Source organism: Variovorax sp. 770b2 (assembly GCF_900115685.1).
In the GTDB taxonomy this organism is placed as follows: domain Bacteria; phylum Pseudomonadota; class Gammaproteobacteria; order Burkholderiales; family Burkholderiaceae_C; genus Variovorax.
Window position 1 is genome coordinate 118,443 of sequence record NZ_FOXJ01000001.1, and the last position, 24,493, is coordinate 142,935.

General features: G+C 69.3%; 18 protein-coding genes. 11 read left to right on the plus strand and 7 right to left on the minus strand.

The features are described from left to right. Positions 1-5 precede the first annotated feature (5 nt). From BM133_RS00485 to fhuF, 4 genes are all read right to left on the minus strand, one after another. Entirely contained in the window at positions 6-2,219 is a 2,214-nt protein-coding gene (locus tag BM133_RS00485; protein ID WP_093430877.1) for a TonB-dependent siderophore receptor, read from the minus strand. A 166-nt stretch (positions 2,220-2,385) separates the two neighbouring features. Continuing rightward, complete coding sequence (locus tag BM133_RS00490; RefSeq protein WP_256219023.1) at positions 2,386-3,516, minus strand: GNAT family N-acetyltransferase; 1,131 nt, start codon at positions 3,514-3,516, stop codon at positions 2,386-2,388. Beyond that, positions 3,513-4,400 (minus strand): formyltransferase family protein, encoded by an 888-nt coding sequence (locus tag BM133_RS00495; protein WP_093430879.1) that lies wholly within the window; start codon positions 4,398-4,400, stop codon positions 3,513-3,515. Before BM133_RS00495 ends, BM133_RS00490 begins: the two co-directional genes overlap by 4 nt. Before the next feature lie 151 nt (positions 4,401-4,551). Beyond that, the gene (fhuF, locus tag BM133_RS00500; RefSeq protein ID WP_093430881.1) at positions 4,552-5,355 is read right to left on the minus strand and encodes a siderophore-iron reductase FhuF; all 804 of its coding nucleotides are present in this window, start codon (positions 5,353-5,355) and stop codon (positions 4,552-4,554) included. Between the two features lie 274 nt (positions 5,356-5,629). Here fhuF and BM133_RS00505 point away from each other — a divergent pair, with 274 nt between their 5' ends. The 7 genes from BM133_RS00505 (at position 5,630) to BM133_RS00535 (ending at position 16,439) form a co-directional block, all read left to right on the plus strand. Next, positions 5,630-7,309 (plus strand): cyclic peptide export ABC transporter, encoded by a 1,680-nt coding sequence (locus tag BM133_RS00505; RefSeq protein ID WP_093430882.1) that lies wholly within the window; start codon positions 5,630-5,632, stop codon positions 7,307-7,309. A gap of 106 nt (positions 7,310-7,415) precedes the next feature. Beyond that, positions 7,416-8,720, plus strand: a complete 1,305-nt coding sequence (locus BM133_RS00510; protein WP_093430884.1) for a lysine N(6)-hydroxylase/L-ornithine N(5)-oxygenase family protein — start codon at positions 7,416-7,418, stop codon at positions 8,718-8,720. Between the two features lie 107 nt (positions 8,721-8,827). Continuing rightward, positions 8,828-10,000, plus strand: a complete 1,173-nt coding sequence (locus BM133_RS00515) for an efflux RND transporter periplasmic adaptor subunit (RefSeq protein WP_093430885.1) — start codon at positions 8,828-8,830, stop codon at positions 9,998-10,000. Then, complete coding sequence (locus BM133_RS00520) at positions 9,997-12,012, plus strand: MacB family efflux pump subunit (RefSeq protein WP_218158337.1); 2,016 nt, start codon at positions 9,997-9,999, stop codon at positions 12,010-12,012. Before BM133_RS00515 ends, BM133_RS00520 begins: the two co-directional genes overlap by 4 nt. Next, positions 12,009-13,481, plus strand: coding sequence for an efflux transporter outer membrane subunit (locus BM133_RS00525; RefSeq protein WP_093430888.1), 1,473 nt, complete (start codon positions 12,009-12,011; stop codon positions 13,479-13,481). The genes BM133_RS00520 and BM133_RS00525 overlap by 4 nt, the downstream gene beginning before the upstream one ends. Positions 13,482-13,600: 119 nt before the next feature. Next, positions 13,601-13,840: a hypothetical protein gene (locus tag BM133_RS00530; protein ID WP_093430889.1), complete on the plus strand. Its 240-nt coding sequence runs from the start codon at positions 13,601-13,603 to the stop codon at positions 13,838-13,840. A gap of 106 nt (positions 13,841-13,946) precedes the next feature. After that, positions 13,947-16,439: a penicillin acylase family protein gene (locus BM133_RS00535; protein WP_256219024.1), complete on the plus strand. Its 2,493-nt coding sequence runs from the start codon at positions 13,947-13,949 to the stop codon at positions 16,437-16,439. 13 nt (positions 16,440-16,452) lie between these two features. Here the strand turns inward: BM133_RS00535 and BM133_RS00540 are convergent, their stop codons facing one another. Next, positions 16,453-17,157, minus strand: a complete 705-nt coding sequence (locus BM133_RS00540) for a glutathione S-transferase N-terminal domain-containing protein (RefSeq protein ID WP_093430892.1) — start codon at positions 17,155-17,157, stop codon at positions 16,453-16,455. An 82-nt stretch (positions 17,158-17,239) separates the two neighbouring features. Beyond that, the gene (locus tag BM133_RS00545) at positions 17,240-18,073 is read right to left on the minus strand and encodes a phosphate/phosphite/phosphonate ABC transporter substrate-binding protein (protein WP_093430894.1); all 834 of its coding nucleotides are present in this window, start codon (positions 18,071-18,073) and stop codon (positions 17,240-17,242) included. 256 nt (positions 18,074-18,329) lie between these two features. Between BM133_RS00545 and BM133_RS00550 the strand changes: the two genes are divergently transcribed. The 4 genes from BM133_RS00550 to BM133_RS00565 all read left to right on the plus strand — a co-directional run bounded on the left by BM133_RS00550 (position 18,330) and on the right by BM133_RS00565 (position 23,831). Continuing rightward, a complete protein-coding gene (locus BM133_RS00550) occupies positions 18,330-19,649 on the plus strand; it encodes an MFS transporter (RefSeq protein ID WP_093430895.1) in 1,320 nt (439 codons plus the stop codon). A 61-nt stretch (positions 19,650-19,710) separates the two neighbouring features. Next, the gene (locus tag BM133_RS00555; protein ID WP_093430897.1) at positions 19,711-21,162 is read left to right on the plus strand and encodes an FAD-binding oxidoreductase; all 1,452 of its coding nucleotides are present in this window, start codon (positions 19,711-19,713) and stop codon (positions 21,160-21,162) included. After that, on the plus strand, positions 21,159-22,787 hold the full coding sequence (locus BM133_RS00560) for a tannase/feruloyl esterase family alpha/beta hydrolase (protein ID WP_093430898.1): 1,629 nt from the start codon (positions 21,159-21,161) through the stop codon (positions 22,785-22,787). The genes BM133_RS00555 and BM133_RS00560 overlap by 4 nt, the downstream gene beginning before the upstream one ends. Positions 22,788-22,817: 30 nt before the next feature. After that, a complete protein-coding gene (locus BM133_RS00565) occupies positions 22,818-23,831 on the plus strand; it encodes a LysR substrate-binding domain-containing protein (protein ID WP_256219025.1) in 1,014 nt (337 codons plus the stop codon). Positions 23,832-23,843: 12 nt separating this feature from the next. Here the strand turns inward: BM133_RS00565 and BM133_RS00570 are convergent, their stop codons facing one another. Continuing rightward, a complete protein-coding gene (locus BM133_RS00570) occupies positions 23,844-24,476 on the minus strand; it encodes a TetR/AcrR family transcriptional regulator (RefSeq protein ID WP_256219026.1) in 633 nt (210 codons plus the stop codon). Between the last annotated feature and the right edge of the window lie 17 nt (positions 24,477-24,493).

Genomic DNA, 24,493 nt, shown 5'->3' on the forward strand with positions numbered 1-24,493 from the left:
TTCGTTTACCAGCGGTAGGTCGCGGTTGCGAGCACCTTGCGCTGGTCGCCGTAGTAGCAGCTCTTTGACGGCGTGTCGCAGTTGGCGATGTAGGTCTTGTTCGTCAGGTTGCGCACGTTGAGCGCGAGGCTCCAGTGCTCCAAGTCGTAGCCCACCATCGCGTCCAGCAGCGTCACGCCGGGCACCTTGATCGGCGAGCCGCCGCCGTTGCCGTTGGTGGGGCCGGTGTAGCGCACGCCCAGGCCGACCTTGATGCCGTTGGTGAAGCGGTAGTCGCCCCATGCCGACAACTGGTTGCGCGCCACGGCGTTCGCCTGCTTGCCGATTTCCTCGGGGCGCGCGCTCGACGTGACGATGGCGCGCGGCGTGTAGCTGTACGACGCGGTGAGGTTCATGCGGTCGATGGGCTGCGTCATGGCTTCCAGCTCCAGGCCGCGCACGGAGATCTCGCCCGTCTGCTTGGGCTGGAATTCGGTGTCGTAGCTGATGTAGTTCTTGCGACGCAGGTCGAAGATGGCGGCGCTGAAGCTGTTCTTGGTGCCCGGCGGCTGGTAGCGCAGGCCCACCTCGTACTGGCGGCCGGATTCGGGCTTGAAGGGCTCCTTGGTGACCGGATCGACCACGCCGGTCGGCTGGAACGATTCGGAGTAGCTCAGGTAGGGCGCCCAGCCGTTCGGTGCCAGGTAGACCAGGCCCGCGCGGCTGGTGAACTTGTGGTCGGACACGGCGGTCGAGGTGCCGTCCAGGCGGTTGAAGACGCTGCTCTTGGCGGTGTCGTAGCGCCCGCCCAGCGTCAACTGCAGCGTGTCGCGCCACTTGATCTGGTCCTGCAGGTAGACGCCGGTCTGGGTCAGGCGCGTGGCGTTCATCTCGTACGGGTCCGGAATCTCGAACGGGCCGTTGAAGTAGTACGGGTTCGCGATGTTCAGGTCGGGCGCCGATCCGCCGCTGTAGGTGTTGGTCTCGAAGTTGTTGTGCTGGTAGTCCACGCCCACCAGGATCTTGTGCTTCCAGTCGCCCGATCGCACATCGACCTGGGCCTGGTTGTCCATGGCGAAGGCGCGCACCGATTCGCGGCTGCCGAAGAGGCTGCGCGTGAGGTTCTGGAAGTTGACGGGATCGAACTCGTTGTCGGGATTGACCGTGGTGAAGCTGGGCGCCTGCAGGCCCCGGTAGTCCACCTTCAGGCGGCCGGCACGCGCGCTCTGGCGGAAGGTGACGGTGTCGTTGAAGCGGTGCTCGAAGTTGTAGCCGAACAGCTCCTGGTCCTGGTTGAAGTGATCGAAGTAGGGGTTGCCCTGGAACAGCTTGGCCGGGATGAACGTGCCGATGGCGCTGGGCACCAGCGAGCCGGCCCACGGGCGGTTGCGCGTGTAGACGCCCGCGCGGTTGCGCATGACCTGCGCGTACAGCGTGAGCGTGGTGTCGTTGGTGATCTTCCAGGTGAGCGAGGGCGCGAGGTACGTGCGGTCGTCGGCCATCTTGCCGGCCGGCAATTGCGCATCGCGCAGCACACCGGTGAGGCGATAGAGCACCTTGCCATCGGCGTCCAGGGCGCCCGAGAAATCGCCCGCGACCTGGCGATGGTTGTTGCTGCCCACCTGCAGCTGCAGCTCGCGGATGGGCGTGGCCGTGGGCAGCTTGCTGACCACGTTGACCACGCCGCCCGGGCTGCTCAGGCCGTAGAGCACCGAGGCGGGGCCGCGCAGCACTTCGATGCGTTCGGCGCCGTAGTTCTCGGTCTTCCAGACCGAGAAGCTGTTGGCGTTGCGCAGCGGCAGGCCGTCTTCATAGAAGCCGGGGCTGTAGGCATCGAAGCCGCGCACGGCGATCCAGTCGTAGCGCGAATCGGAGCCGAAGGGCGCGATGTTCACGCCCGGCGTGTAGCCCAGCGCATCGCGCAGCCGCGTCGCACCGATGGCCTGGAAGCGGTCGGCCGTGATCACCGACAGCGACTGCGGCGTCTCGATGATCGGCGTGTCGGTCTTGGAGCCGGCCGTGCTGCGGCGGGCGAGGTAGCCGTTGACATGGCCGTTCTCTTCCAGGTCGGCATTCACCGTGACCGGGGGCAGCGCGGCGCCCGTGTTGGTGTTGGCCGGAGCGGGTTGCGCGTCCGTCTGGGCCGAAGCCGACAGGCCCCAGAAGGTGATGACAGTTCCGAAGGCCGCCGCGAGCGAGGCATTCAGCAGGCGTTGGCGAGGCAGGGGAAGAGTGCGCATGAGTAGAACGAATGGATGGATGAATGGGTAGACCGCGCGGATTCTAATGAGAATGGTTCTTATTTTGATCAGACTGTGGAATCGCATGGGTACATATGACGCATTTCCACTACAAGAGCCGTTCCCTTGCCGCCGGATGCAGGCCGCCGGCAGGCGGCCATGAGCGTCAAGGCGTCGCCGACAACGGACGCCCCGAGATCACCGCCGCGTCGTCGCGCGGCAGCCAGAGCGCATCGCAGAAATAGCGCTCGCGCAGCATCATCACGAGCATCGCGCGCTTGTGCGGCAGGTCGAATTCCTTCACTTTCGCGTAGCCCGACTTGTCCAGGTTGCGGATCTGCTGCACGTGGTCGATGCGCGGCTCGCCCATCGCGCGCTGCGTGCGCGGGTCGCAAAGAAAGATGTAGTGCGAGATCGAGGTGAGCCAGGCCGTCGCATACGCCTTGCCGCGGTACGCGGGCTCGCCCACCAGCACGTGCCAGCCGCGGTCGTGGTCGTCCACGTCGTAGAAGGGCGCGATGCGGCTTTCCTTGGCCCAGTACATCTCGAAGTAGGCAAAAGGCTCGCCGTCGAAGCTCGCGATCATCGAGTACATGTGCGGATCGCGGTCGATCGCATCCAGGTAGGCGCGATGCTTGCCGAGGTCGCCTTCTTCCTCCCAGATCTTGGCCACGTCGGGGTCGTTCATCCAACGGTTGAACAGCGGCAGGTCGCGCTCGAAGTCGATGCTGCGAAACGAGAAGGTCTTGCCCAGCCACGGAATGAAGCGCTGGTAGAGCACGCCGCGCGGCTTGGGCGGGCGCACCGGATGGCGCTTGCCGTGGGTCAGCGCGTACTGCAGCGCGATGGGCGCGGGCGCCGCGTGCACCGCGGGCAGCCACATCCGCGCGTGCTGCCACAGCATGTCGCGCCAGGCCCGCGCGTCGGTGCCGCCCGAGATCGGCAGCAGCACGCCCGACTGCGCGAGCTCCCCGAAGCGTTGCGCGTCGGCCACGACGATCGAGCGGTTCGCGGGATGGTGGGCGAACGCGGCCTCCAGCGCCGCGAGCAGATGCGTCGCCGCACCCGGGCCGGTCGTCTCGCCCTCGACCTGCGCGAGTGCAAGGCCCGGGGCAGCGGCCGCGGTGGCCACGCTGGTGATCTTCCACTGCGACAGCGCGCCGGTCGCGCGCGTGCGCACCATCAGGCTCGTGCCTTCGAGCGTGACGTCATGCGCCTGGCCGTCGGCGTACGAAATCAGCGGGTTCTTCGGTCCCGTGTCTGCAGCCGGGGCCGGCTGCGGTGTGACGAGCGTCATAGGTCTCCTTGGGTGTTGTGTGCGCCATGCGCGCCGTGTGCATCGGATGGGCGCCGGATGTGCGGGGCCAGCAGCGCCAGCCCCTGGTGCATGGCCGGGAAGAGGCTGCGGTTGAAGTTGTTCCAGCGCAGCTCCAGGATCGTGTCCTCGGGCTCGATGTCGGTGCCGAGCACGTCGAAGATCACCTCGCCCGAGTCGATGCCGTTGTCCACGTAGTGCAGCGAGGCGCCGGTCTTGCGCACCGCCGGCACCGTCGTCTTCTCCATCGTGGTCCAGTCCGTGACCTTCTGTCCGTGCACGCCGTGCAGCGCATCGAGCGTCGCGCACGCGCCGCGGCGTTCATACGGCGACTCGATGCGGGTGATGCCCGGATGGATGTTGACGATCTTGCGATGAAAGTGCGCACCGGGCCGCACCAGCTCATCGAGGATGACCAGGAGCCCATCGAGCACGACCGCGTCGGCCTGCAACGTCAGGAGCTTGTCGAGCAGCGCGCGCTCGAAGGCGCTCTTGCCGGCGGCGCGCTCGGCCTTGGCATCGAGCGGAAGGCGACGGTACGCCGAGGGCACCGGATGCAGCATGTCGCGCAGGAGCCGTCCCTGCGCCCGCAGGTCCTTCGGAAAGATCCACTTGCGCGCGGGGTGCCAGGCGAAGCCGTAGTCCTGCAGCGCCGCCTGGTCGCGCGGCGACTGCGCGTCGTCGTCGTAGACGATGCCTTCGAGCGAATAGTCGTCGCCCAGCGGCGTGGTGTCGAGCGCCTCGGCCAGGTATTCGAGCGGCGACTTCATGTAGCGCTGCTCTCCCTTGTGGTCGATGTGCTGGCCTGCCTTGTCGGCGGCGGCGTTTCGCAGGGACAGGATGTAGACGAGCTTTGCCTTGGGCATGGGTGTGGGATGAATGAGGGACGTTGAAATCGGCGCGGCACCCCTGTGGGGCGGGCGCGCCTCCAAGGGAGACGAAATCGCGCCGGATCTGTTCATCGCACCGGCGATGCGCCGCGTTGAGCCGCGTGCGCCGCGTGCGCCGCGCCGGGTGTCAGGCGCCGGGCGTCTCGGTTTCGGTCTCGCGGTGCGCCGGCGCGAGCGGGCAGGCGCCGCAGTAGTCCTCGCCGGGCAGCAGGTGGTAGAGGCAGCACTGGCGGTGCAGCTTCACCGTGTCGTAGTGGTCGTCGTGGAACATGCGCACTTCGCGCTGCCGCCCGTGCAGCGGGTTGTCGAAGCCCTGCTGCGGCATCGGCTCGCCGCCCCCGCAGTGGCGCGAGGGCCAGACCGGGTCGCGCACCAGCCGCGCCCAGTCTTCGGCAATCGCCGGCAGCCCGGTCAGCGCCAGCGCCTGCTCGAAGACCACGTCGAATTCGCGCGCCGCGTTGCCCCAGAGGATCTTGGGCGCAAGCCGCGTCAGCCGGGCCAGCGTCTCGAAGAGCGGCGCCAGGTGCTGCCAGAGCAAGGGCGCGTAGCGCACGGTCGTCGCCGCACCCGGCATCGGCGTGCCCGTGTGCAGGATGTGAAAGCGCACGGGATGGCCGTCGTCGTCCAGCACCACCCATGTCTCGTCCGCGCCGATGGGAAAGACCTGCTCCAGCACCGTGGCCGCCGCAATCACCGGCGGCAGCAGCGCCGCCAGGTACTCGAGGCTCCAGGCCGAGGCGATCGGACGCAGGTCGCGCCCGTCGCTGCGGCGAAAGCGGGCGTTGCGGCGCATCACGTCCATCAGCGCGTCGGGCGCGAGCAGGTCGGCCACGCGCACGGCGCCGGCCGGTACGGCCGGCGCGCACTGCAGCCTTTCGCCGAACGGCCGGAGGTCCTCGCCCTCGAAGAGCGGCGCCAGGATCGGGATCATGGGTGCGTGGGCCGCAAGGCGGTGAAACGGTGCGCGGAGTCCATCCAGGAAAGACGTGCCAGCCGCCCGCATGTTCATGCGCCATCCCGTTTCGGCGGCCCGCGGCGGCGCCGCGTGAACATCGGCGAGGCCGGATCGTCTATGCAAGGAGCGGCGTGATGCCGCCGGGCCCCTGTCTTCTGGCAGAGGCGTTCTCCAATCGTTTCCGGTCCGGCGGCGGGTGTCCGTGCCGCGCGGCCGCTGTGTCGCCTTCACGGGCGGAAAGAGTTCTCGTATGTCATCTGCCAGTGGCAATGCCGCGGAGGTCCGGCGCCTGCTGAAACCCTTCGCACCCTGGTTCGTGCTGTCCGCGGTCACCGGCATCGCCGCGGGCGTCGCCACGGTCGCGCTGCTGCGCACCATCAACCAGGTGCTCAACCAGGAAGGCGGCATGGCCGGCGGCCTGTTGCTGACCTTCATCGCGCTGTGCGGCGTCGCGCTCTTCGGCCGCATGGCCTCGGACGTGTCGACCAACTTCGTCGGCCAGCGCCTGGTGGCCCAGGTGCGCAAGAGCCTCGCGCAGAAGATCCTCGCGGCGCCCATCGACGCGCTGGAGCGCTACCGCACCCACCGCCTGATGCCCGTGCTGTCGCAGGACGTGGACATGATCAGCGACGTGGCCTTCGTGCTCTCGTCCACGCTGATCGCGATCGCCGTCGCGCTCGGCTGCCTGGTCTACCTGGCCATTCTTTCGCTGCCGCTGTTCGGCCTGCTGGTGGTGATGCTGGTGATCGGCGCCACGATCCAGATCATGGCGCAGGCCCGCGCCGAAGTCGGCTTCTGGAAGGCGCGCGAATACGAAGACCAGCTGCACAAGGCCTACCGTGCGATCAGCGAGGGCGCCAAGGAGCTGCGCATGCACCGCGCGCGCCGCACGCACATGTTCGGCGGCCAGATCGAGCGCATCGTGGACATCATCCGCAAAGTCAACGGCCGCGCGATCAACACCTACGTGATCGCCTCCGCCTTCGGTTCGGCCCTCTTCTTCCTGCTGATCGCGCTCATCCTGGGCTGGGCCGCGTTCCGCAACACCGACCCGGCCGTGCTCAGCGGCTTCGTCCTCGTGCTGCTGTTCCTGAAAGGGCCCATCGATTCCATCGCGCTCGCGCTGCCCAACGTCGGCCGCGCCAAGGTCGCGTTCCAGCGCATCGCCGACCTCTCGGCGCGCTTTGCCACGCCCGAGCCGCACCTGCACCTGGAGCACCCGGCCAGCATCGCCGCGCTCTCGCACGGCATCGGCATGAGCGGCGTGCGCTATGCCTTCGAGCCGGCCGAGGGCAGCGAGCCCTTCGTGCTCGGCCCGATCGACCTGCAGCTGCGCCGCGGCGAGATGGTGTTCGTCGTGGGCGACAACGGCTCGGGCAAGACCACCCTCATCAAGCTCCTGCTCGGCCTCTATGCGCCGCAGCAGGGCGAGGTGCTGCGCGACGACGCCGTCGTGACGCCCGAGACGCGCGACGACTACCGCCAGCTCTTCACCACCGTGTTTTCCGACTTCTACCTGTTCGAGGACCTGGTCGCCAACAACAAGGGCGAAGAGAGCGCGCAGTCCCTGCCGCAGGCGGCGCTGCCGTACCTGCAGCGCCTGGAAATCGCCCACAAGGTGAGCGTGAAGGACGGCTCCTTCAGCACCGTGGACCTCTCCACCGGCCAGCGCAAGCGCCTGGCGCTGGTGCACGCCTACCTCGAAGGCCGTCCGGTGCTGGTGTTCGACGAATGGGCCGCCGACCAGGACCCGACCTTCCGCCACCTGTTCTACACCGAGCTCTTGCCCGAGCTGCGCGCCAAGGGGCACCTCCTGGTCGTCATCTCACACGACGACCGCTACTTCCACCTGGCCGACCGCGTCATCACGATGAAGTCGGGCCGCATCGCGGAAGACCGCGCGCGCGCACCGCAAGGCCTTGCCGCGTGAGGGCGCCGGAGCGCTTCTTTCACGCCCGCCGTTTCGTTCACCGCCCCGAATTTCCGATGCCGTGCATCCGCGGGCGTTCGCACATCACCACAGGAGTCGACATTCCATGCAACACATCCATGACCTGATCGGCGTCGGATTCGGTCCGTCGAACATCGCGCTGGCCATCGCGCTCGAGGAAAAGCGCCATGGCGCCAAGCCGGTGGATGCCTTGTTCATCGAGCGCCAGCCCAGCTTCGCCTGGCATCCGCACATGCTGCTGGACCAGGCGCACATGCAGATCTCGTTCCTGAAGGACCTGGCCACGCTGCGCAACCCGACCAGCCGCTTCACCTTCATCAACTACCTGCACGAGAGCGGCCGGCTGCCGGACTTCATCAACCTCAAGAGCTTCTTTCCGAGCCGCCATGAATTCAACGACTACCTGGGCTGGGCCGCACGCCAGTTCGAGGCGTCGTGCGCCTACGGCGAAGAGGTGTTCGAGGTGCTGCCCGAAAAGCAGGGCGGCGAAGTCTCGCTGCTGCGCGTGCGCTCGCGCGGCGACGACGGGCGCGTGCAGGAGCGCCTGGCGCGCAACCTGGTGGTGAGCATCGGCGGCACGCCCAACATTCCCGAGGGCTTCCGCGCGCTGCGCGGCGACGGCCGGGTCTTTCACTCCAACAGCTACCTCAAAGACATCGCGCGCCACGGCCAGGCCCAGCGCGTCGCGATCATCGGCGCCGGCCAGAGCGCGGCCGAGATCTTCATGGACCTGCAGGGGCGCCCGAACGCGCCGCAGGTCGACCTCATCATGCGCGCGCGTTCGATCCGCCCGGCCGACGACAGCGCGTTCGTCAACGAAGTCTTCAATGTCGAATTCACCGACTACGTCTACAGCCGCCCGCAGGACGAACGCGCCGCGCTGCTGGACGAGGTGTCGCAGACCAACTACGCGGTGGCCGACCTCGACCTGATCCAGCAGATCTTCAAAGTCTTCTACGACCAGAAGGTGGCGCGCGGCAACCGCCTGCGCATGCTGCGCCAGCACGACGTGCGTGCGGTGCGCGCCGCGAACGACGGCGTGCACCTGCAGCTATTCGACCAGGATGCGGGCCGCGAGAGCAGCGTGCGCTACGACGCCGTGGTGCTCGCCACCGGCTACATGCGCGAGCAACACAAGGACCTGCTGCAGCCCCTGGCCCCCTACCTGGGCGACTTCTCGGTCGACCGCTACTACCGCCTGGCGGCCACGCCCGATTTCCACCCGGGCATCTTCCTGCAGGGCGCCTGCGAGGACAGCCACGGCATCAGCGACACGCTGCTGTCGGTGACCTCGGTGCGCACCGGCGAGATCGGCAACGCGCTCCTGGCCGCCATGCCGCGCATGCGCAGCAGCGCGCGCAGTGAAGAATCGACGCTCGCCCAGATCTAGCCCGCCCGCCTCCGACCGGCGTCCCGCCCGGACCGCGCCCGCCCGTCGCTCCGTTCGCTTCGCGGCGGGCAGGGCGGCTCGCGGCCCGCACGCCTTGCCTTCTTCCCATGCGCCGAATCGTTCCTCTCCTGCTTCTTGCCGTGCTGTCGGTCACCTCCGGTGCCGGCTATCTTTGGGCGCGCCGCCCGGCCACCGAGATCGAATCGGTGCCGGTGGTGCGCGCCAACATCGAATCCAATGTCACGGCGCTCGGCACACTGCAGCCGCGGCGCTACGTCGATGTCGGCGCGCAGGTCTCGGGGCAGATCCTGCGGCTGCCCGTGCAGCCGGGCGACGCCGTGCAGAAGGGGCAGTTGCTGGTCGAGATCGACCCCAGCGTGCAGCGCGCGACCGTCGATGCGGGCCGCGCCTCGCTCGCGGGCCTGCGCGCGCAGCTGGCCGAGCAGCGCGCGCAGCACCGGCTCGCCGAGCAGCAGCATGCGCGCCAGCGCCGCATGGCCGCCGACGGCGCCACGCGCGAGGAAGACGTGCAGGGCGCCGAAGCCGCGCTCGCCTCGGCCGCCGCGCGCATCGACAACCTCGCCGCGCAGATCGCGCAGACCCAGGCCACGCTCAAGGCCGACGAGGCGCGGCTGGGCTACACGCGCATCTTCGCGCCGATGGCCGGCACGGTCGTCTCGGTCGAGGCGCGCGAGGGCCAGACCCTCAACGCCACCTACCAGACGCCGAACGTGCTGCGCATCGCCGACCTGTCGTCGATGACGGTGTGGTCCGAGGTGTCCGAGGCGGACGTGCGGCGCGTCAAGCCCGGCATGCCGGTCTACTTCACCACGCTGGGCGCCGACCAGCGCCGCTGGCACGGCAAGGTGCGCCAGCTGCTGCCCGCGCCGCCGACGCCGGCGCCCAAGGCCGGAGGCTCCGAGGGCGGCTCCGCGCCGCAGACGGCCGCGAGCAAGGTCGTGGTCTACACGGCGCTCTTCGACGTGGACAACGCCGATGGCGAACTCATGCCGCAGATGACCGCGCAGGTCGCCTTCGTCGAGGCGTCGGCCAGGGATGCGGTCTCGGTGCCCGCGAACGCGCTGGTGCCGGTGGCGGGCGGCCGCGCCGACCGCACGGATCGGGCCATGGTGCGCGTGCTGCACGCGGACGGATCGGTGCAGACGCGCGAGCTGCGCATCGGCGTGCGCAACCGCGTCGCCGCGCAGGTGCTCGACGGGGTGCAGGTGGGCGAGCGCATCGTCACCGGCACCGCCGAGCGCAAGGCAGGGAAGCCGTGACACCCGCGACATCCGCGACATCCGCGACGCCTGCGGTGGGCCTGCCGCTGATCGAGTTGCAGGACATCCGCAAGTCCTACGGCCCCGCGGCGGGCGACAGCGCCGAAGGCGCCGAATCCCCGCCACCCGCCATGGTGCTGCGGGGCATCTCGCTGAAGCTCTTCGCGGGCGAGTTCGTCGCCATCGTCGGCGCCTCGGGCTCGGGCAAGTCCACGCTCATGCACATCCTGGGCTGCCTCGACCGGCCCAGCAGCGGGCGCTATCTCTTCGAGGGCGAGGACGTGGCCGGCTTCGACGCTGACGCGCTCGCCTGGCTGCGCCGCGAGGCCTTCGGCTTCGTGTTCCAGGGCTACCACCTCGTACCGACCGAATCGGCGCGCGAGAACGTGGAGATTCCAGCGCTCTACGCCGGCATGCCCGAGGCCGAGCGCCGCGTGCGCGCCACCGCCTTGCTCGAGCGGCTGGCCATGGGCGCGCGGCTGGACCACCGGCCCCACCAGCTCTCGGGCGGGCAGCAGCAGCGCGTGGCCATCGCGCGGGCGCTGATGAACGGCGGGCGCATCATCCTGGCCGACGAGCCCACCGGCGCGCTCGACAGCCAGAGCGGCGCCGAGGTGATGAAGCTGCTCAACGAGCTGGCCGATGCGGGCCACACGGTGATCCTCATCACGCACGACCGGAACGTGGCCGCGCAGGCGCGGCGCGTGATCGAGATTCGCGACGGGCAGATCGTGGCGGATTCGGGCGGCGCCCGGCCGGCCATCTCTGCTTGCCCTGCTGCACCGGCTGCATCGCGGCGCAACGCCAGCCACGCCCCCCAGGCCTCGCTCGCCGCCGACCTGCACGAGGCGGCGCGCGCCGCCTGGCGCGTGATGTGGAGCAACCGCTTTCGCACCGGCCTCACGCTGCTGGGCATCGTGATCGGCGTGGCCTCGGTGATCGCGATGCTCGCGGTCGGCAGCGGCTCGCAGCAGCAGGTGATGGCGCAGTTCGAGACCTTCGGCGTGCGCACCATGTTCGTCGCCGCGCGCGAGGGCAGCGTGCGCACGCCCGGCGCGCCGCTCACGCTGGCCGACGTCGAAACCGTGCGGGGCCTGGCCAACGTGGAGGCCGTGGCGCCCTACATCGAGGACCGCGTGGTCGTGCGCCGCGGCAACGTCGACCATGCGGCCGAGGGCGGCGGCACCACCGTGGGCTTCGCGCACGTGCTGGGCTGGGGCGTGAGCGAAGGCCTCATGTTCGACGAGGCCGACGAGCAGCGCGTGGCCAAGGTCGCGGTCATCGGCCAGACCGTGCGCCGCGCGCTCTTCGCCGACGGCACCGACCCGATCGGGCAGGACGTGCTGATCGACAAGGTGCCCTTCCAGGTCGTGGGCGTGCTCGCCGCCAAGGGCACCAGCGACGGCGAGGACCAGGACGACCGCGTGGTCGTGCCGTTCTCGGCCGCCGCCGCGCGCCTCTTTGGCCACCAGAACCCGACCTGGATCGGCGTGCAGGTGCGCGACATGGAGCAGGCCACCGAGACGGCCGAGGCGATAGAGACCGAGCTGGCTGCGCGCCGCCGCGTGCGCGACGTGCGCGTGTGGAACCGGGTCGAGGCGATCCGCGTGCAGTCGGCCACCGCCCGCGCGATGACGATGATGCTCGGCCTGATCGCCGCGATCTCGCTGGTGGTGGGCGGCATCGGCGTGATGAACGTGATGCTAATGACGGTGCGCGAACGCACGCGCGAAGTCGGCATCCGCATGGCGACCGGCGCGCGCCAGACCGACATCCTGCGCCAGTTCATGACCGAGGCGGTGCTGGTGACCTCCGTGGGCGGCACGGTGGGCGTGGCCGTGGGCCTTCTCATCGTCGCCGCGCTGATGCTGGCCGACGTGCCGGTGGTGTTCTCGCTGCTCGCGAGCATCGGGGCCTTCGGCTGCGCGGTGCTGACGGGGCTGGTGTTCGGCTTCATGCCCGCGCGCAACGCGGCGCGGCTGGACCCGGTCGTGGCATTGGCATCGCAATGAGCGGCACGGCGAACCCGAGCGTACCGCGCAGCCTCCCGTCGTTGCTGTGCGAGTGGGCGTGCGTGTGCGTACTGTTGTCCGGCTGTGCCGCGACGGCGAACGATCCGCGGCCGCAGGCCGTCGAGCCCCCCGCAGCCTGGCGCAACGCGCAGGCTGGCGGCAACGGCGCCGCCGTGGTCGATGCGCACTGGTGGCGCAGCTTCGGCAGCGGCGAACTCGACGCGCTGATCGAAGAGGCCCAATCCCGCAACCAGGACCTCGCGACGGCCCTGGCCCGCGTCGATGCCGCGCGGGCGCGGGCCCGCATCGCCGGGGCGGCCCTGGCGCCCGACCTCTCGGGCCGCCTGGACGCGGCCCGCGAGGCGCGCATGGGCGGCCGCGCGGATGTCGACGGCAACACCGGCTTCGTCGGCTTCGCCGCAAGCTACGAACTCGATCTCTGGGGGCGCCGCGGTGCGCTGCACCAGGAGGCATTGAAGGGCCTGCGCGCGAGCGAATTCGACCGCGATGCGGTGCGCCTGGGCGTGACGGCGGAGGTCGCCTCGTCGTGGCTGCAACTGCATGGACTGCGCGAGCGCGAAGCCATCGCACGGGACAACGTCGCCAACGCGGGGCGCGTGCTCCAGCTGGTGGAGGCGCGCAGCCGCGCCGGCGCGGTCACGCCGCTGGACCTCGCGCAGCAGCGCGGACTGGTCGCCGCGCGGCAGCGCGAGCTGGCGGCTTTGCAGCGACAGGCGAACGATGCCGAGACAGCGCTGGCGCAGTTGCTGGGTGCGCCGGCATGGCCGCCCGCGCTGCGCGCCGACCGGGAAGAGGGCATACAGGGCGCCACGCCTCTCGCATCGCTGAAGATGCCTTCGATCGAAGCCGGCATTCCCGCGCTGGCGCTCACCCGCCGTCCCGACATCGCGCGCGCCGAGGCTCGCCTGGCGGCCGCCGACGCGAACCTGCAGGCCGCGCGCGCGGCGCTGCTGCCGGGCGTGAGCCTCGGCGCCACCATCGGGCTGCAGGGGCAGGCGCCGGGCCGGCTGATCGACAACCCGCTCTACAGCCTCGCAGCCGGCGTCGTGGCGCCAATCTTCGACGGCGGGCGGCTGCGCGGCGAACGCGACCTGTCCGAAGCGCGGCGCAGCGAGCTGCTCGCGGGTTATCGGGCCGCGATCCTCGGCGCTCTGGCCGATGCGGAGACCGCGCTCAACGCCGTCGCCGGCACCGATGCCCAGGCCTCGGCGCAGGCCGAGGAGCTGCTGCAGGCGCGCCGCGCCGCGGCGCTTTCGGAGTCGCGCTACCGCGCGGGCGCCGAGACGCTGCTGGTGCTGCTCGACGCGCAGCGCACGCTCTATGCCGCGCAGGATCTTGCCGTGCAGTTGCAACAGCAACGCCTGCAGTCGCGCGTTGCGCTGTACCGCGCGCTCGGCGGCGGATGGCGCGGCGATGCGGCCGCGCCGCTGGCGCAGGGCGGGGCCTGACGGCGCTTCGCCCATGTGTGCGCCCGCTTCCTCGGAACAGTCCGAAATGAACATATGCGGCGCTCCTTCGTCAATACCAGAACGAGGTCGAATCCGGCCACAGACGAAGGCAGTCGACGATGACCACCCGAACCCATGTTCCTGCAAATGCCGTTTTCGATACGGCGTGGGCGCTCTTCTGCCAGCTGCACGACACGCCCTCGCGCGCGCACGCGGACCAGCTCGTGGTCTGGCTGGCCGAGAGTCCCGGCCATGTGCGCGCGCTCGACGAGGCGCTGACGCTGTGGGCGCTCGCGGGTGCCGCGTTGATGAAGCCCGTGCTCGACGAGTCGCTGCGCGCAGGTCCCGACCTGCAGTGAGCGGCGCGGCGCCCGCGCATCCCTTTCCTTTTCTTCTCCACGACGCACGGCAGCCGGCGGAACGTTCCGCCGCGCCGCTCGCCTGTCATGCCCATCGAGGAACACCGTGAGAACCACATCCAGATCGCGCAGACATGCGTGGGGCCGCAGCGCGGCCATCGTTGCCTTCGCGGGCGTCTTCATGGCCGGCGCACCGGCATGGGCCCGGCGCGGGCCTCCGGCTGAACCGGCATCGGCAGCCTCGACGGCAGCTCCGATCGACATCCGCCGCACCGCCGACGGCATTCCCCACGTGCGCGCCTACAGCTGGCGCGCCCTGGGCATCGGCTACGGCTACGCACAGGCAGAGGACGCGCTGTGCACGCTGGCCGACCAGTTCGTCACGTTCAGGGGAGAGCGTTCGCTGCGCTTCGGCCCCGACGAAAAACCGCCGACGCGCTCGACCTTCGGCCAGCCGAAGAACATCGACCTCGATTTCTTCTTCAAGGCCTTCGCCGATGCCGATGCCGTCGAGGCGTTCCGTCGCGAACAGCCCGCCGAACTGAACGAACTCATCGCCGGCTACGCGGAGGGCTACAGCCGCTACGTGCGAACGCTCGCGCCGCAAGCGCAGCGTGGCGGCAAGGCGCGCGCGCAGCACGCCTGCGCCGGGGCGCCCTGGGTCGGCGCCATCGAGCCCGACGACATCTATCGCCGCATGATCGCCGCCGGCCTCGCGGGCGGCTACGCGCGCTTCGTCTCCGAGATCGTCAACGCGCAGCCTGCTGCCACCACGGCGGCGGCATCGCCCGCGCCGGCCGGCCAGCGCTCGCTGCAATCGCGCCTGGACATTCCCGTGGGCGACGTGCGCGGCATCGGCAGCAACGTGCTGGCCTTCGGCCAGGCGGCGGCCGGCGAGCGCGGCGGCAGCGTGCTGTTCGGCAATCCGCACTGGTACTGGGGCGGGCCGGACCGCTTCTACCAGGTGCACCTCACGCTGCCGGGCAAGCTGGACGTGGCGGGCGTTTCGTTCCTGGGAATTCCACTCGTCATGATCGGCTTCAACAACGACGTGGCGTGGAGCCACACGGTGTCGTCCGCGCGGCGCTTCGGGCTGTTCCAGCTCGCGCTGGATGCGAAGGACCCCACGCGCTACATCGTCGATGGCGTGTCCGAGCCGATGCGCAGAGTGCCGCTGGCGGTGCAGGTGCGCCGCGCCGACGGCACCACCGACACCGTGCGCCGCACGCTCTACCGCACGCGCTTCGGCCCGGTGGTCGACCTGGGCGCGCAGAACGAGGCGCTGGGCTGGAGCGCCGGCACCGCGCTCGCGATGCGCGACGTCAACGCCGGCAACCACCGCATCTTTCGCAACTTCTTTCGGTGGGACCAGGCCAGGTCGCTCGACGATTTCATCGAGATCCAGCGGCAGGAAGCGGCGGTGCCCTGGGTCACCACCACCGCCATCGGCCGCGGCGACGGCCGCGCGTGGTTCTCGGAGGTGGGCGCGGTGCCCAACGTGCCCGACGACCTGCGCGAGGCCTGCGCCACGCCGATCTCCAAGGCCTTCGCCGCCATCGACCCCGGCACGCCGTTTCTCGATGGCAGCCGCTCGGCCTGCGAATGGAAGGCCGACGCGACCGCCGTGCAGCGCGGCGCGATGCCGGCGGCGCAGATGCCCGGCCTGCTGCGCGAGGACTACGTCGCGAACATGAACGGCAGCTACTGGCTCGCGAACCCGGCGCAACCGCTGACCGGCTTCGCATCGATCCTGGGCGGCGAGGGCCAGCCGCTCACGCTGCGCGGCCGCGAAGGGCACCGCATCGCGGCGGAGCTGGCCGGCGCGGGCGCCAGTTCGGCCGACGCTCTCGCGCAGCGCGTGATGCGAACGACGCTCGAGGCGCGCGCGTATTCGGCGGACCAGTACAAGAAGCCGCTGCTCGATCGCGCTTGCGTGCCGGGCCGCGTCGAGTTCAAGCCCGATGCCCAGGCCAGGGCGCGAACGGTGGACGTGCGCCGCGCCTGCCAGGTGCTTCGCAACTGGCCGAACCGGGCCGATGCCGGGGATCGCGGCGCGCTGCTGTGGGACGCCTTCTGGACGCGCCTGCAGCAGATCCCGGAAGCCGAGCTGTATGCCAAGGCGTTCTCGGCCGATGCGCCCCTGCGCACGCCGGCCCAAGTGAACGCCGCGGACCCGCGCGTCGCGCAGGCCCTCGCGGGCGCGGCCGACGACATGCGCCGCCGGGGCTGGGCGCTCGATGCGCCGCTGGGCAGCAAGCGCTTCGCGCGCAGCGCAGGCCGCGAGGTCGCGCTCTTCGGCGGCTGCGACACCGAGGGCTACTTCGCCGTGTCGTGCAGCGCCGAGGGCGACTACGGGGGCGACTACACCATGGGCCCGACGTCGCACGGCAACAGCTACCTGCAGGTCGTCTGGTTCGACCGGCGCGGCGTGCACGCGCGCACGCTGCTGGCGCACGGCGAGACGGACACCGCCGTGGCGGGCGGCCGGGGCGCCGCACCGGTGGCGCGCTATGCGAGGAAGGCGTGGCTGCGCTTTCCGTTCCGCGAGGAAGACATCGCGCGCGATCCGTCGCTGGTGCGGCAGACGCTGCGGCCCTGAGGGCCGGCCGCGGTCAGCCGCGCTTGGGAATGTTCAAGCCCGACACGACCGCCGGCCGCGCCACGAAGGCTTCGAGCACGCGCGCGACGTTCTTGAAATCGCCAAAGCCCACCAGCTCGCCCGCTTCGTAGAAGCCGATGAGGTTGCGGATCCACGGGAACGAGGCGATATCGGCAATGGTGTAGTCGTCGCCCATGATCCACGCGCGGCCGGCCAGGTGCTTGTCGAGCACGCCGAGCAGGCGCTTCGATTCGGCCACGTAGCGGTCGCGCGGGCGCTTGTCTTCGTACGCCTTGCCGGCGAACTTGTTGAAGAAGCCCAGTTGGCCGAACATCGGTCCGATGCCGCCCATCTGGAACATCACCCACTGGATGGTTTCGTAGCGGCCGGCGGCGTCCTTCGGCATGAACCTGCCGGTCTTCTCGGCCAGGTAGATGAGGATCGCGCCCGATTCGAACAGCGCGAGCGGCTTGCCGCCGGGACCGTCGGGATCCAGGATCGCCGGGATCTTGTTGTTCGGGTTGAGCGTGAGGAACTCCGGCGACATCTGGTCCTGTGTCTCGAAGCTCACCAGGTGCGGCTCGTAGGCGAGGCCGGTTTCCTCCAGCATGATCGACACCTTCACGCCGTTGGGCGTGGGCAGCGAGTACAGCTGCAGGCGTTCAGGGTGCTGGGCGGGCCATTTGCCGGTGATGGGAAAGCTGGAGAGATCGGTCATGGGTGTTCCTGAAAAAGCGCAAGCGGGGGATTCTGCCCCCGCTGCGTTTCAGGTGCCCAGTGTCACGTGCCCTCAGGTGCCCTCAGATGCCCAGCCAGCGCATCGTGTCCGCCTCCGCATCGCCCGATGCGGGAACGAAAGCCGTGTAGTTCGCCGCGGAGAGCGCGCGCTTGCCGGCGTCGCTCTGGTTGAGCCCGATCAGCGTCTCGCGCACCGTGGCCGCGACGGCGGCATCGGTCTTGGTGGCCAGGAGCCACTGCTTGATGGGCACGGCGCGAGATTCCGCGCAGACCTTGCCGCCGCCCTCGGTCCAGGTCTTGACCACGCCCGCCGACGCGGTGGCGCCGTAGGCGGCAAAGCCGTTGGTCACGTAGAAGGGCACGGCATCCTGGAAGCGCGTGTTGGTCACCTTGACCGCGGACTCCGCCACGCCGTGCTCGCGCAGCATCGCGCGCGTGATCACCGAGGTGATCGAGTCCACGTCGGGCAGCACCAGGCTCTTGCCCGCCACGTCCTTCCAGTTGGAGATGGGTTGTTGCTTGCACAGGAACGAGACCTTGTAGTCGGTGAAGCCCGCGGTCCAGGCCACCGCCTTGTAGTTGCCCGACTTGATGCCCTCCAGCGCCACGTGCGCGGGATGGATGAAGACCAGGTCGACTTCCTTCTTCTTCATCGCTTCGCGCGCGCTGTTGTACGAGATCAGCACCTTCACGGTCACCGGCTGCTTGAGCGCCTTGCTCAGGGCCTCGGCGATGGGCTCGAAGCGCGGCGCGATCTGCGCCTCGGTGACCTGGTAGCTCACGCCTTCGGTGACGCCGATCACCAGCGCATGGGCCGAGGCGCCGGCCATGAGAACAACGGCCGCCAGCCCGTGTGCGGCCACGCGAAGCGACGAGGGGAGGGTGCGGAGTTCCATCGAGAGCTTTCCTTCAGATTGTGGCCAGATTGTTACAACATGTTCGCGCCGATCATAGACAGCCGAAAGCGTCGCGGCCTCAGGGGTTAGTACCAAGGACAACATTTTTTGATGCGCAGAGGCAACGCCCCGCAGCCATCTCGTTCGGAGATACGCAGGTCTTCAATCCATATGAATCTTGCGCGTTAACCCGCTGCGGCAAGGCCGCGTGGCGCCACGACCATCGTCCCCACAACGAAAGCGAGGCACCCCACCCATGAGCACTCCCGCAATGACCAAGCCCTACGAAGGCCGATTCGACAGCACCTCCGACGCGGTCTACCGCAAGGTCAGCTGGCGCCTGATCCCGCTGCTGTTCCTCTGCTACATCGTGGCCTACCTGGACCGCGTGAACGTCGGCTTCGCCAAGCTGCAGATGCAGGGCGACCTGCAGTTCAGCGAGGCGGTCTATGGCCTGGGCGCGGGCATCTTCTTCGTCGGCTATTTCCTCTTCGAGGTGCCGAGCAACGTGGTGCTGCACCGCGTGGGCGCGCGCCGCTGGATCGCGCGGATCATGGTCACCTGGGGCGTGCTCTCGGCGGCGACCATGTTCGTGAGCTCGCCGATGTCGTTCTACGTGATCCGCTTCCTGCTCGGCGCGGCCGAGGCGGGCTTCTTCCCCGGGATCATCCTGTACCTCACCTACTGGTACCCGGCCGCGCGGCGCGGCAAGGCGACTTCGCTCTTTCTCGCGGCGATTCCGTTCGCGGGCATCCTGGGCGGACCGATCTCGGGCTGGATATTGCAGGGCATGGGCGGCGTGCATGGCTGGGCCGGATGGCAGTGGCTCTTCCTGCTGCAGGGCCTGCCGACCGTGGTGCTGGGCGTGGTCGTCTGGCGTTATCTGGACGACCGCGTGAAAGACGCGCAATGGCTCACGCCGGCCGAGCGCGAGCTCATCGCACGCGACATCGCGGCCGAGGATGCGGGCAAGCCCGACGCGAAGATCCTCACCGTGCTGGCCAACCCGCGCGTCTGGCTGCTCGCGCTGGTGTACTTCTCGTTCGTCTCGGGCCTCTACGGCATCTCGTTCTGGCTGCCGAGCATCATCAAGGCGATCGGCGTGAAGAGCGCGCTGGACATCGGCCTCGTCAGCGCGATTCCGTGGGCCTTCGGCGTCGTCGCGATGTACCTGGTGGCGCGCAGCGCGGACCGGCGCCTGGAGTACCGCTGGCACAGCGCCATCGCGGCCGTGGTCGGCGCCGCCGGGCTGGTGCTGAGCGTGGCCTTCCATGGCAACGCGGTGTATGCGATGGCCGGGCTCACGCTCGCCACCATGGGCATCATGGCCACGCTGCCGATCTTCTGGGGCATGCCGACGGCGTTCCTCGGCGGCGCGGCTGCGGCGGCGGGCATTGCCTTCATCAATTCGTTCGGCAACCTCTCGGGCTTCAGCGCGCCTTTCATGATCGGCCTCATCAAGGACGCGACACAGAGCACCGATGCGGGCCTGCACATGCTGGCCGCGCTGCTCGTCGTCGGCGCGGTGCTCGTGCTTTTCGTCAAGCCGCAAACCGCTTCGCCCGACAGGCGCTGAAGCGTTCCCGCACCGCGGCATTCGTCCGCGGTGCTTCTCCAGTTCAGGAAAGAGAGACCCCATGGATGCGGTTGTGAGTCCCCCTGCGCGCGCGAAACGCCGCGCGCCATCGAGCGAGTTGCTCGCATTGCTGCAGCGCCGCTTCGCAGAGCGCTGTTCGACCAGCCAGGCCGTGCTGCTGCAGCACGGCACCGACGAGTCGGCCTATCTTCCGCAACCGCCCGATGCGGTGGTGTTCGTGCAGAACTCCGAGGAGGTGGCCTTCATCGTGCGGGCCTGTGCGCGGGAGCGCGTGCCGGTCATCGGCTTCGGCGTGGGCTCGTCGGTCGAGGGGCACCTGCTCGCGGTGCAAGGCGGGGTCTGCGTCGACTTCTCGCAGATGAACAAGGTGCTGGCCATTCGCCCCGGCGACCTCACGGCCACGGTGGAGGCGGGCGTGACGCGTGGACAGCTGAATGCAGCGCTGCAGGAGACCGGCTTTTTCTTCTCGGTCGATCCGGGCGCGGACGCCTCCATCGGCGGCATGGTCGCCACCGCGGCATCCGGCACGAACACCGTGCGCTACGGCACGATGCGCGACAACCTCGTGAGCCTCACCGTGGTCACCGCGAACGGCGACGTGGTGCGCACCGCGTCGCAGGCGCGCAAGAGCTCGGCGGGCTACAACCTCACGCAGCTGTACTGCGGCTCCGAGGGCACGCTGGGGCTCATCACCGAAGCAACCGTGCGGCTGCATCCGCATCCCGAGGCCTATGCGGCGGCGGTGGTGCATTTCCCGACGGTGGCCGCGGCGGTCGACTGCGTGATCGAGTCGATCCAGATGGGCATTCCGCTCTCGCGCGCCGAGATGCTGGACGCGCTCACCATCCGCGCGGTCAATGCGCACAGCCGCACCGCGCTCGCCGAGAACCCCACGCTGTTCCTCGAATTCGGGGCGAGCAAGACGCAGATCGACGAGCAGTCGGACATCGTTCGCGAGATCGCCGCCAGCCACGGAGGTGGCGCGTTCCAGTGGGCCCATCTGCAGGAAGAGCGCTCGCGCCTCTGGACGCCGCGCCATCACGCCTACTTCGCCTGCCTGCAGCTGAAAGCGGGCAGCCGCAGCCTCACCACCGATGCCTGCGTGCCGCTCTCGGCGCTCGCGCAGTGCGTGGAAGAAACGCAGGCGGACATCGCCGAGCACGGCCTGCTCGCGCCCGTGTTCGGCCACGTGGGCGACGGCAATTTCCATTGCCTCGTGCTGGTCGATCCGCAGAACGCGCAAGAGAACGAAGCGGCCGAAGCCTTCAGCCACCGGCTCGTGCAACGCGCGCTGCGCCACGGCGGCACATCGACCGGGGAGCACGGCGTGGGCCTTCACAAGATGCAATACCTCGTCGAGGAACACGGCGTGCACACCGTCGGGCTGATGCGCGCGATCAAAGAGGCGCTGGACCCGCACGACATCTTCAATCCCGGAAAGATCATCGGCCCGGCCGAGGCTGTCCACACCCACCAGGAGACACAAGAATGAACAACACCAGGCACACGCTGGTCTCGATCGCGGTTGTCATGTTTGCGGCCGGTTGCGGCGGAGGCGGGGCCAACGGGGGCTTCTCGCCGCTGCTGCCTCCGGCCGCTCCTGCAGCGCCTCCGCCCGCGGCACCGCCGCCGCCGGCCATGTCGCTCGGCGAGAAGTGCCCCACGCTCAAGGGGCAGACGCTGGCGGGAGGCACCGTCGCCATCGACGATGCGAAGCTCGTCGCCGCATCGGCACCGCAGCCCGAGTACTGCGTGGTGAGCGCGAGCTTCAAGAGCTCAACGTTGCGCTTCGAGGCGCGCCTGCCGACCTCCGGATGGAACGGCAAGCTCGCCTTCATCGGCGGCGGCGGATTCGACGGCCAGATGCCCACGGCCACCGCCGCGCAGTTCAGCGAGTCGATCTTCACCGAGCGCTACGCGACCGTCGGCACCAACGGCGGCTACGACTATCCCGGCGCGACCGATCTCAACTACTTCAAGGGCGAATTCGCGCTCGACGATGCCAAGTTGCTCGACTTCACCCAGCAGTCCGAGCACCGCGCGCTGCCGCCGGGCAAGGAGGTGATCGCGCAGTTCTTCGGCACCGCGCCCGCGCGCAGCTACTTCGAAGGCTGCTCGATGGGCGGGCACGACGCGATGATGCAGGCGCAGCGTTTTCCCGAAGACTTCGACGGCATCGTGGCGCGCGCGCCGGCCGGCAACGTCATGGGCCTCTTCATGCAGTTCAACCGCATCGCCAAGCAGGTGCGCGTGCCGGCCAACACGCTGAATCCGGCCAAGCAGACGCTGCTGGCCAACGCGGTGCTCGCGCAATGCGACGGGCTCGATGGCGTGGCGGACGGCATCATCTCCAGGCCGGCAGCGTGCACCTTCGACGCGACGGCGCTGCGCTGCGCGGGCGGCGCGGACACCGGCGACAGTTGCCTGTCGGATGCGCAGATCGCCACCGTGAACACCATCACCTCACCGATCGCGACGTCGGACGGTGCGTGGTCGCACACGGGCTACAACTTCGGCGCGGAGAACTCGCCCAAGGGCTGGGGCGAGTACATCTGGCCGCAGGCGGCGTTCGGCGGCGCGTCCGTGCAGGGGCTCTTCTCCGATGGCTTCGTGCGCTCGTTCATCACGCGCGATGCGGCCTTCGACACCAGCACCTGGAATGCGGACCAGTGGCTCGCCCGGATGGGCGTGATCGGCGGACTGTTCAGTGCGGCCGACCCGGACCTGGGGCGCCTGCATGCACGCGGCGCGAAGCTGATCATGTGGAACGGCACCAACGACACCTCGGTGAGCGCGCGCGACAACGCGCACTACTACGAAGAGGTCGTGAGCACCCTCGGCGCGCAGAAGGCGGACGAGACGGTCGAGCTGTTCCTTGCGCCCGGCGTGGGCCATTGCTTCGGCGGCGCGGGGCCCGACAAGGTCGACCTGCTGAAGGCGATGTCCACCTGGGTGGAGCAGGGCGTTCCCGCCTCGGCGCAGAAGCTGGTGCACCGCAAGGTCGATGTGGCGGGTGTCACCACCATGGCGCGCCCGATGTGCAAGTACCCCGCGTATCCGCGCTACAAGGGCGCGGGCGATGTGAACGATGCGGCGAGCTTCGATTGCGTGAACTGAAGGGTCGCGCGGAAAAACCGTCACCCTAGAATGACCGGCCGCCCCTGCACCCCGCAGCCGGCGGCCGGAGACACGCCGATGGAGTTGCGCCAGTTCAAGTATTTCGTCGCCATCGTGGATTGCGGGAGCCTCTCGCGCGCGGCGCAGCAGCTCTTCGTGGCGCAGTCGGCGCTCAGCAAGCAGATGGCCGAGCTCGAAGGCGAACTGGGCACCCAGCTGCTGCTGCGCAGCCGCAACGGCGTGGCGGTGACCGAGGCGGGCAAGGTGTTCTACGAATACGCGCAGGGCATCACCAAGCAGGTCGGCGATGCGAAGGCCGCGGTGCACGTGGCGGCGGATTCGGTGGTCGGCTCGGTGGTGGCCGCGCTGCCGCAGAGCGTGTCGCCGATGATCGCGCTGCCGCTGATGCGCGCGGCCGCGCGGCGCTATCCGGACGTGGTGTTCCATCTCAACGAAGAGCTCACCGGCAACATGGCCGACCAGTTGCTGCGTGGGCGCGTCGACGTGGCGATCTTCTCGCCCACCATGCCCGCGGAAGACATCGCCTTCACGCCGCTGGTCGAGGAGGATTTCGTCTTTCTCGAATCGCCGCAGGACCCGCGCGCCTTGCCGCCGGGCGACGTGAGCATCGCGCAAGCCACCGCGCGTCCGCTGGTGTGGCCGGCCAATGCGCACGGCCACTGCACGCGCTGGCTGGTGGACGCGGTGCTCGAGGCGGCGGGCCAGCCGCCCGCGCGCGTGGCCGCCGAGATCAACTCGGTCTACACGCTGAAGGCTGCGGTGGAGGCGGGGCTCGGCGCGACCATCATGCCGCTGGGCCTTGCGCAGCGCGAAGTGCGCGAAGACCGGTTGAGGGCGCACCGCATCGACTCGCCCGCGATGTTCCGAACGCTCGGCCTGTGCGTGTCGGTGCACCTGCCGACGACCAATGCGAAGCGTGCGATCTGCACGCTGATCAGCGATGTGATTCGCGACCTGTGCACCAGCGGGCAGTGGGAAGGCACGCGGCTGGCGGCGCCGGCCGGCAAGCCGAAGCGGGCGTAGCCGCCCGCGGGTTCACGCCTTGCGCTTGCGCGCAACGGCCCTGGATGTAGGTACCTGTGTGGTGGCGGCAAACAGCCGCGAGATGGAGTGCCGCACCGCCGCCTGCATCTCCTCGATGGCCTTCGCATCGCCCGACAGGTGCTTGAGCAGCGCCTGCTGGAAGAGGCCATCGAACAGCGCGTAGGTGGCCGAAGGCGGCAGGCCGGACTGTTCGCCCGAGAGCGCGGCGAAGCGGCTCATGATGCGCCAGATCATGTCTTCCAGGCTCTTGTCGATGTGCACCACGTCGTCGTGGAAGGCCTTCTCGAAGAGGGCCTGCGAGCGCAGGTCGTACCAGAGTCGGTGCACATGGCCTTCGTCGCGCAGCGTGTCGCCCAGGCTCTGCAGGAAGCCCTCCATCAACTCGTCGTAGGTGGTGGCGCTGTCCACCGCATGGTCGTAGCGCGTGACGCAGCGCGCCTTGTACTGCTTGACGCTGCAGATGATCAGGTCGACCTTGTCGCTGAAGTAGTAGTGCAGCACGCCATGGGAGAACTCGGAGTTCTGCGCGATCTCGCGCAGGCTCGTGCGCGCGTAGCCGAGCGTGGCCAGGGTGGTGAGGGCGGCTTCGCCCAGTTCGGCGCGGCGCTCGGCGAACTTGTCCACCCGTGCCTTGGGTACGC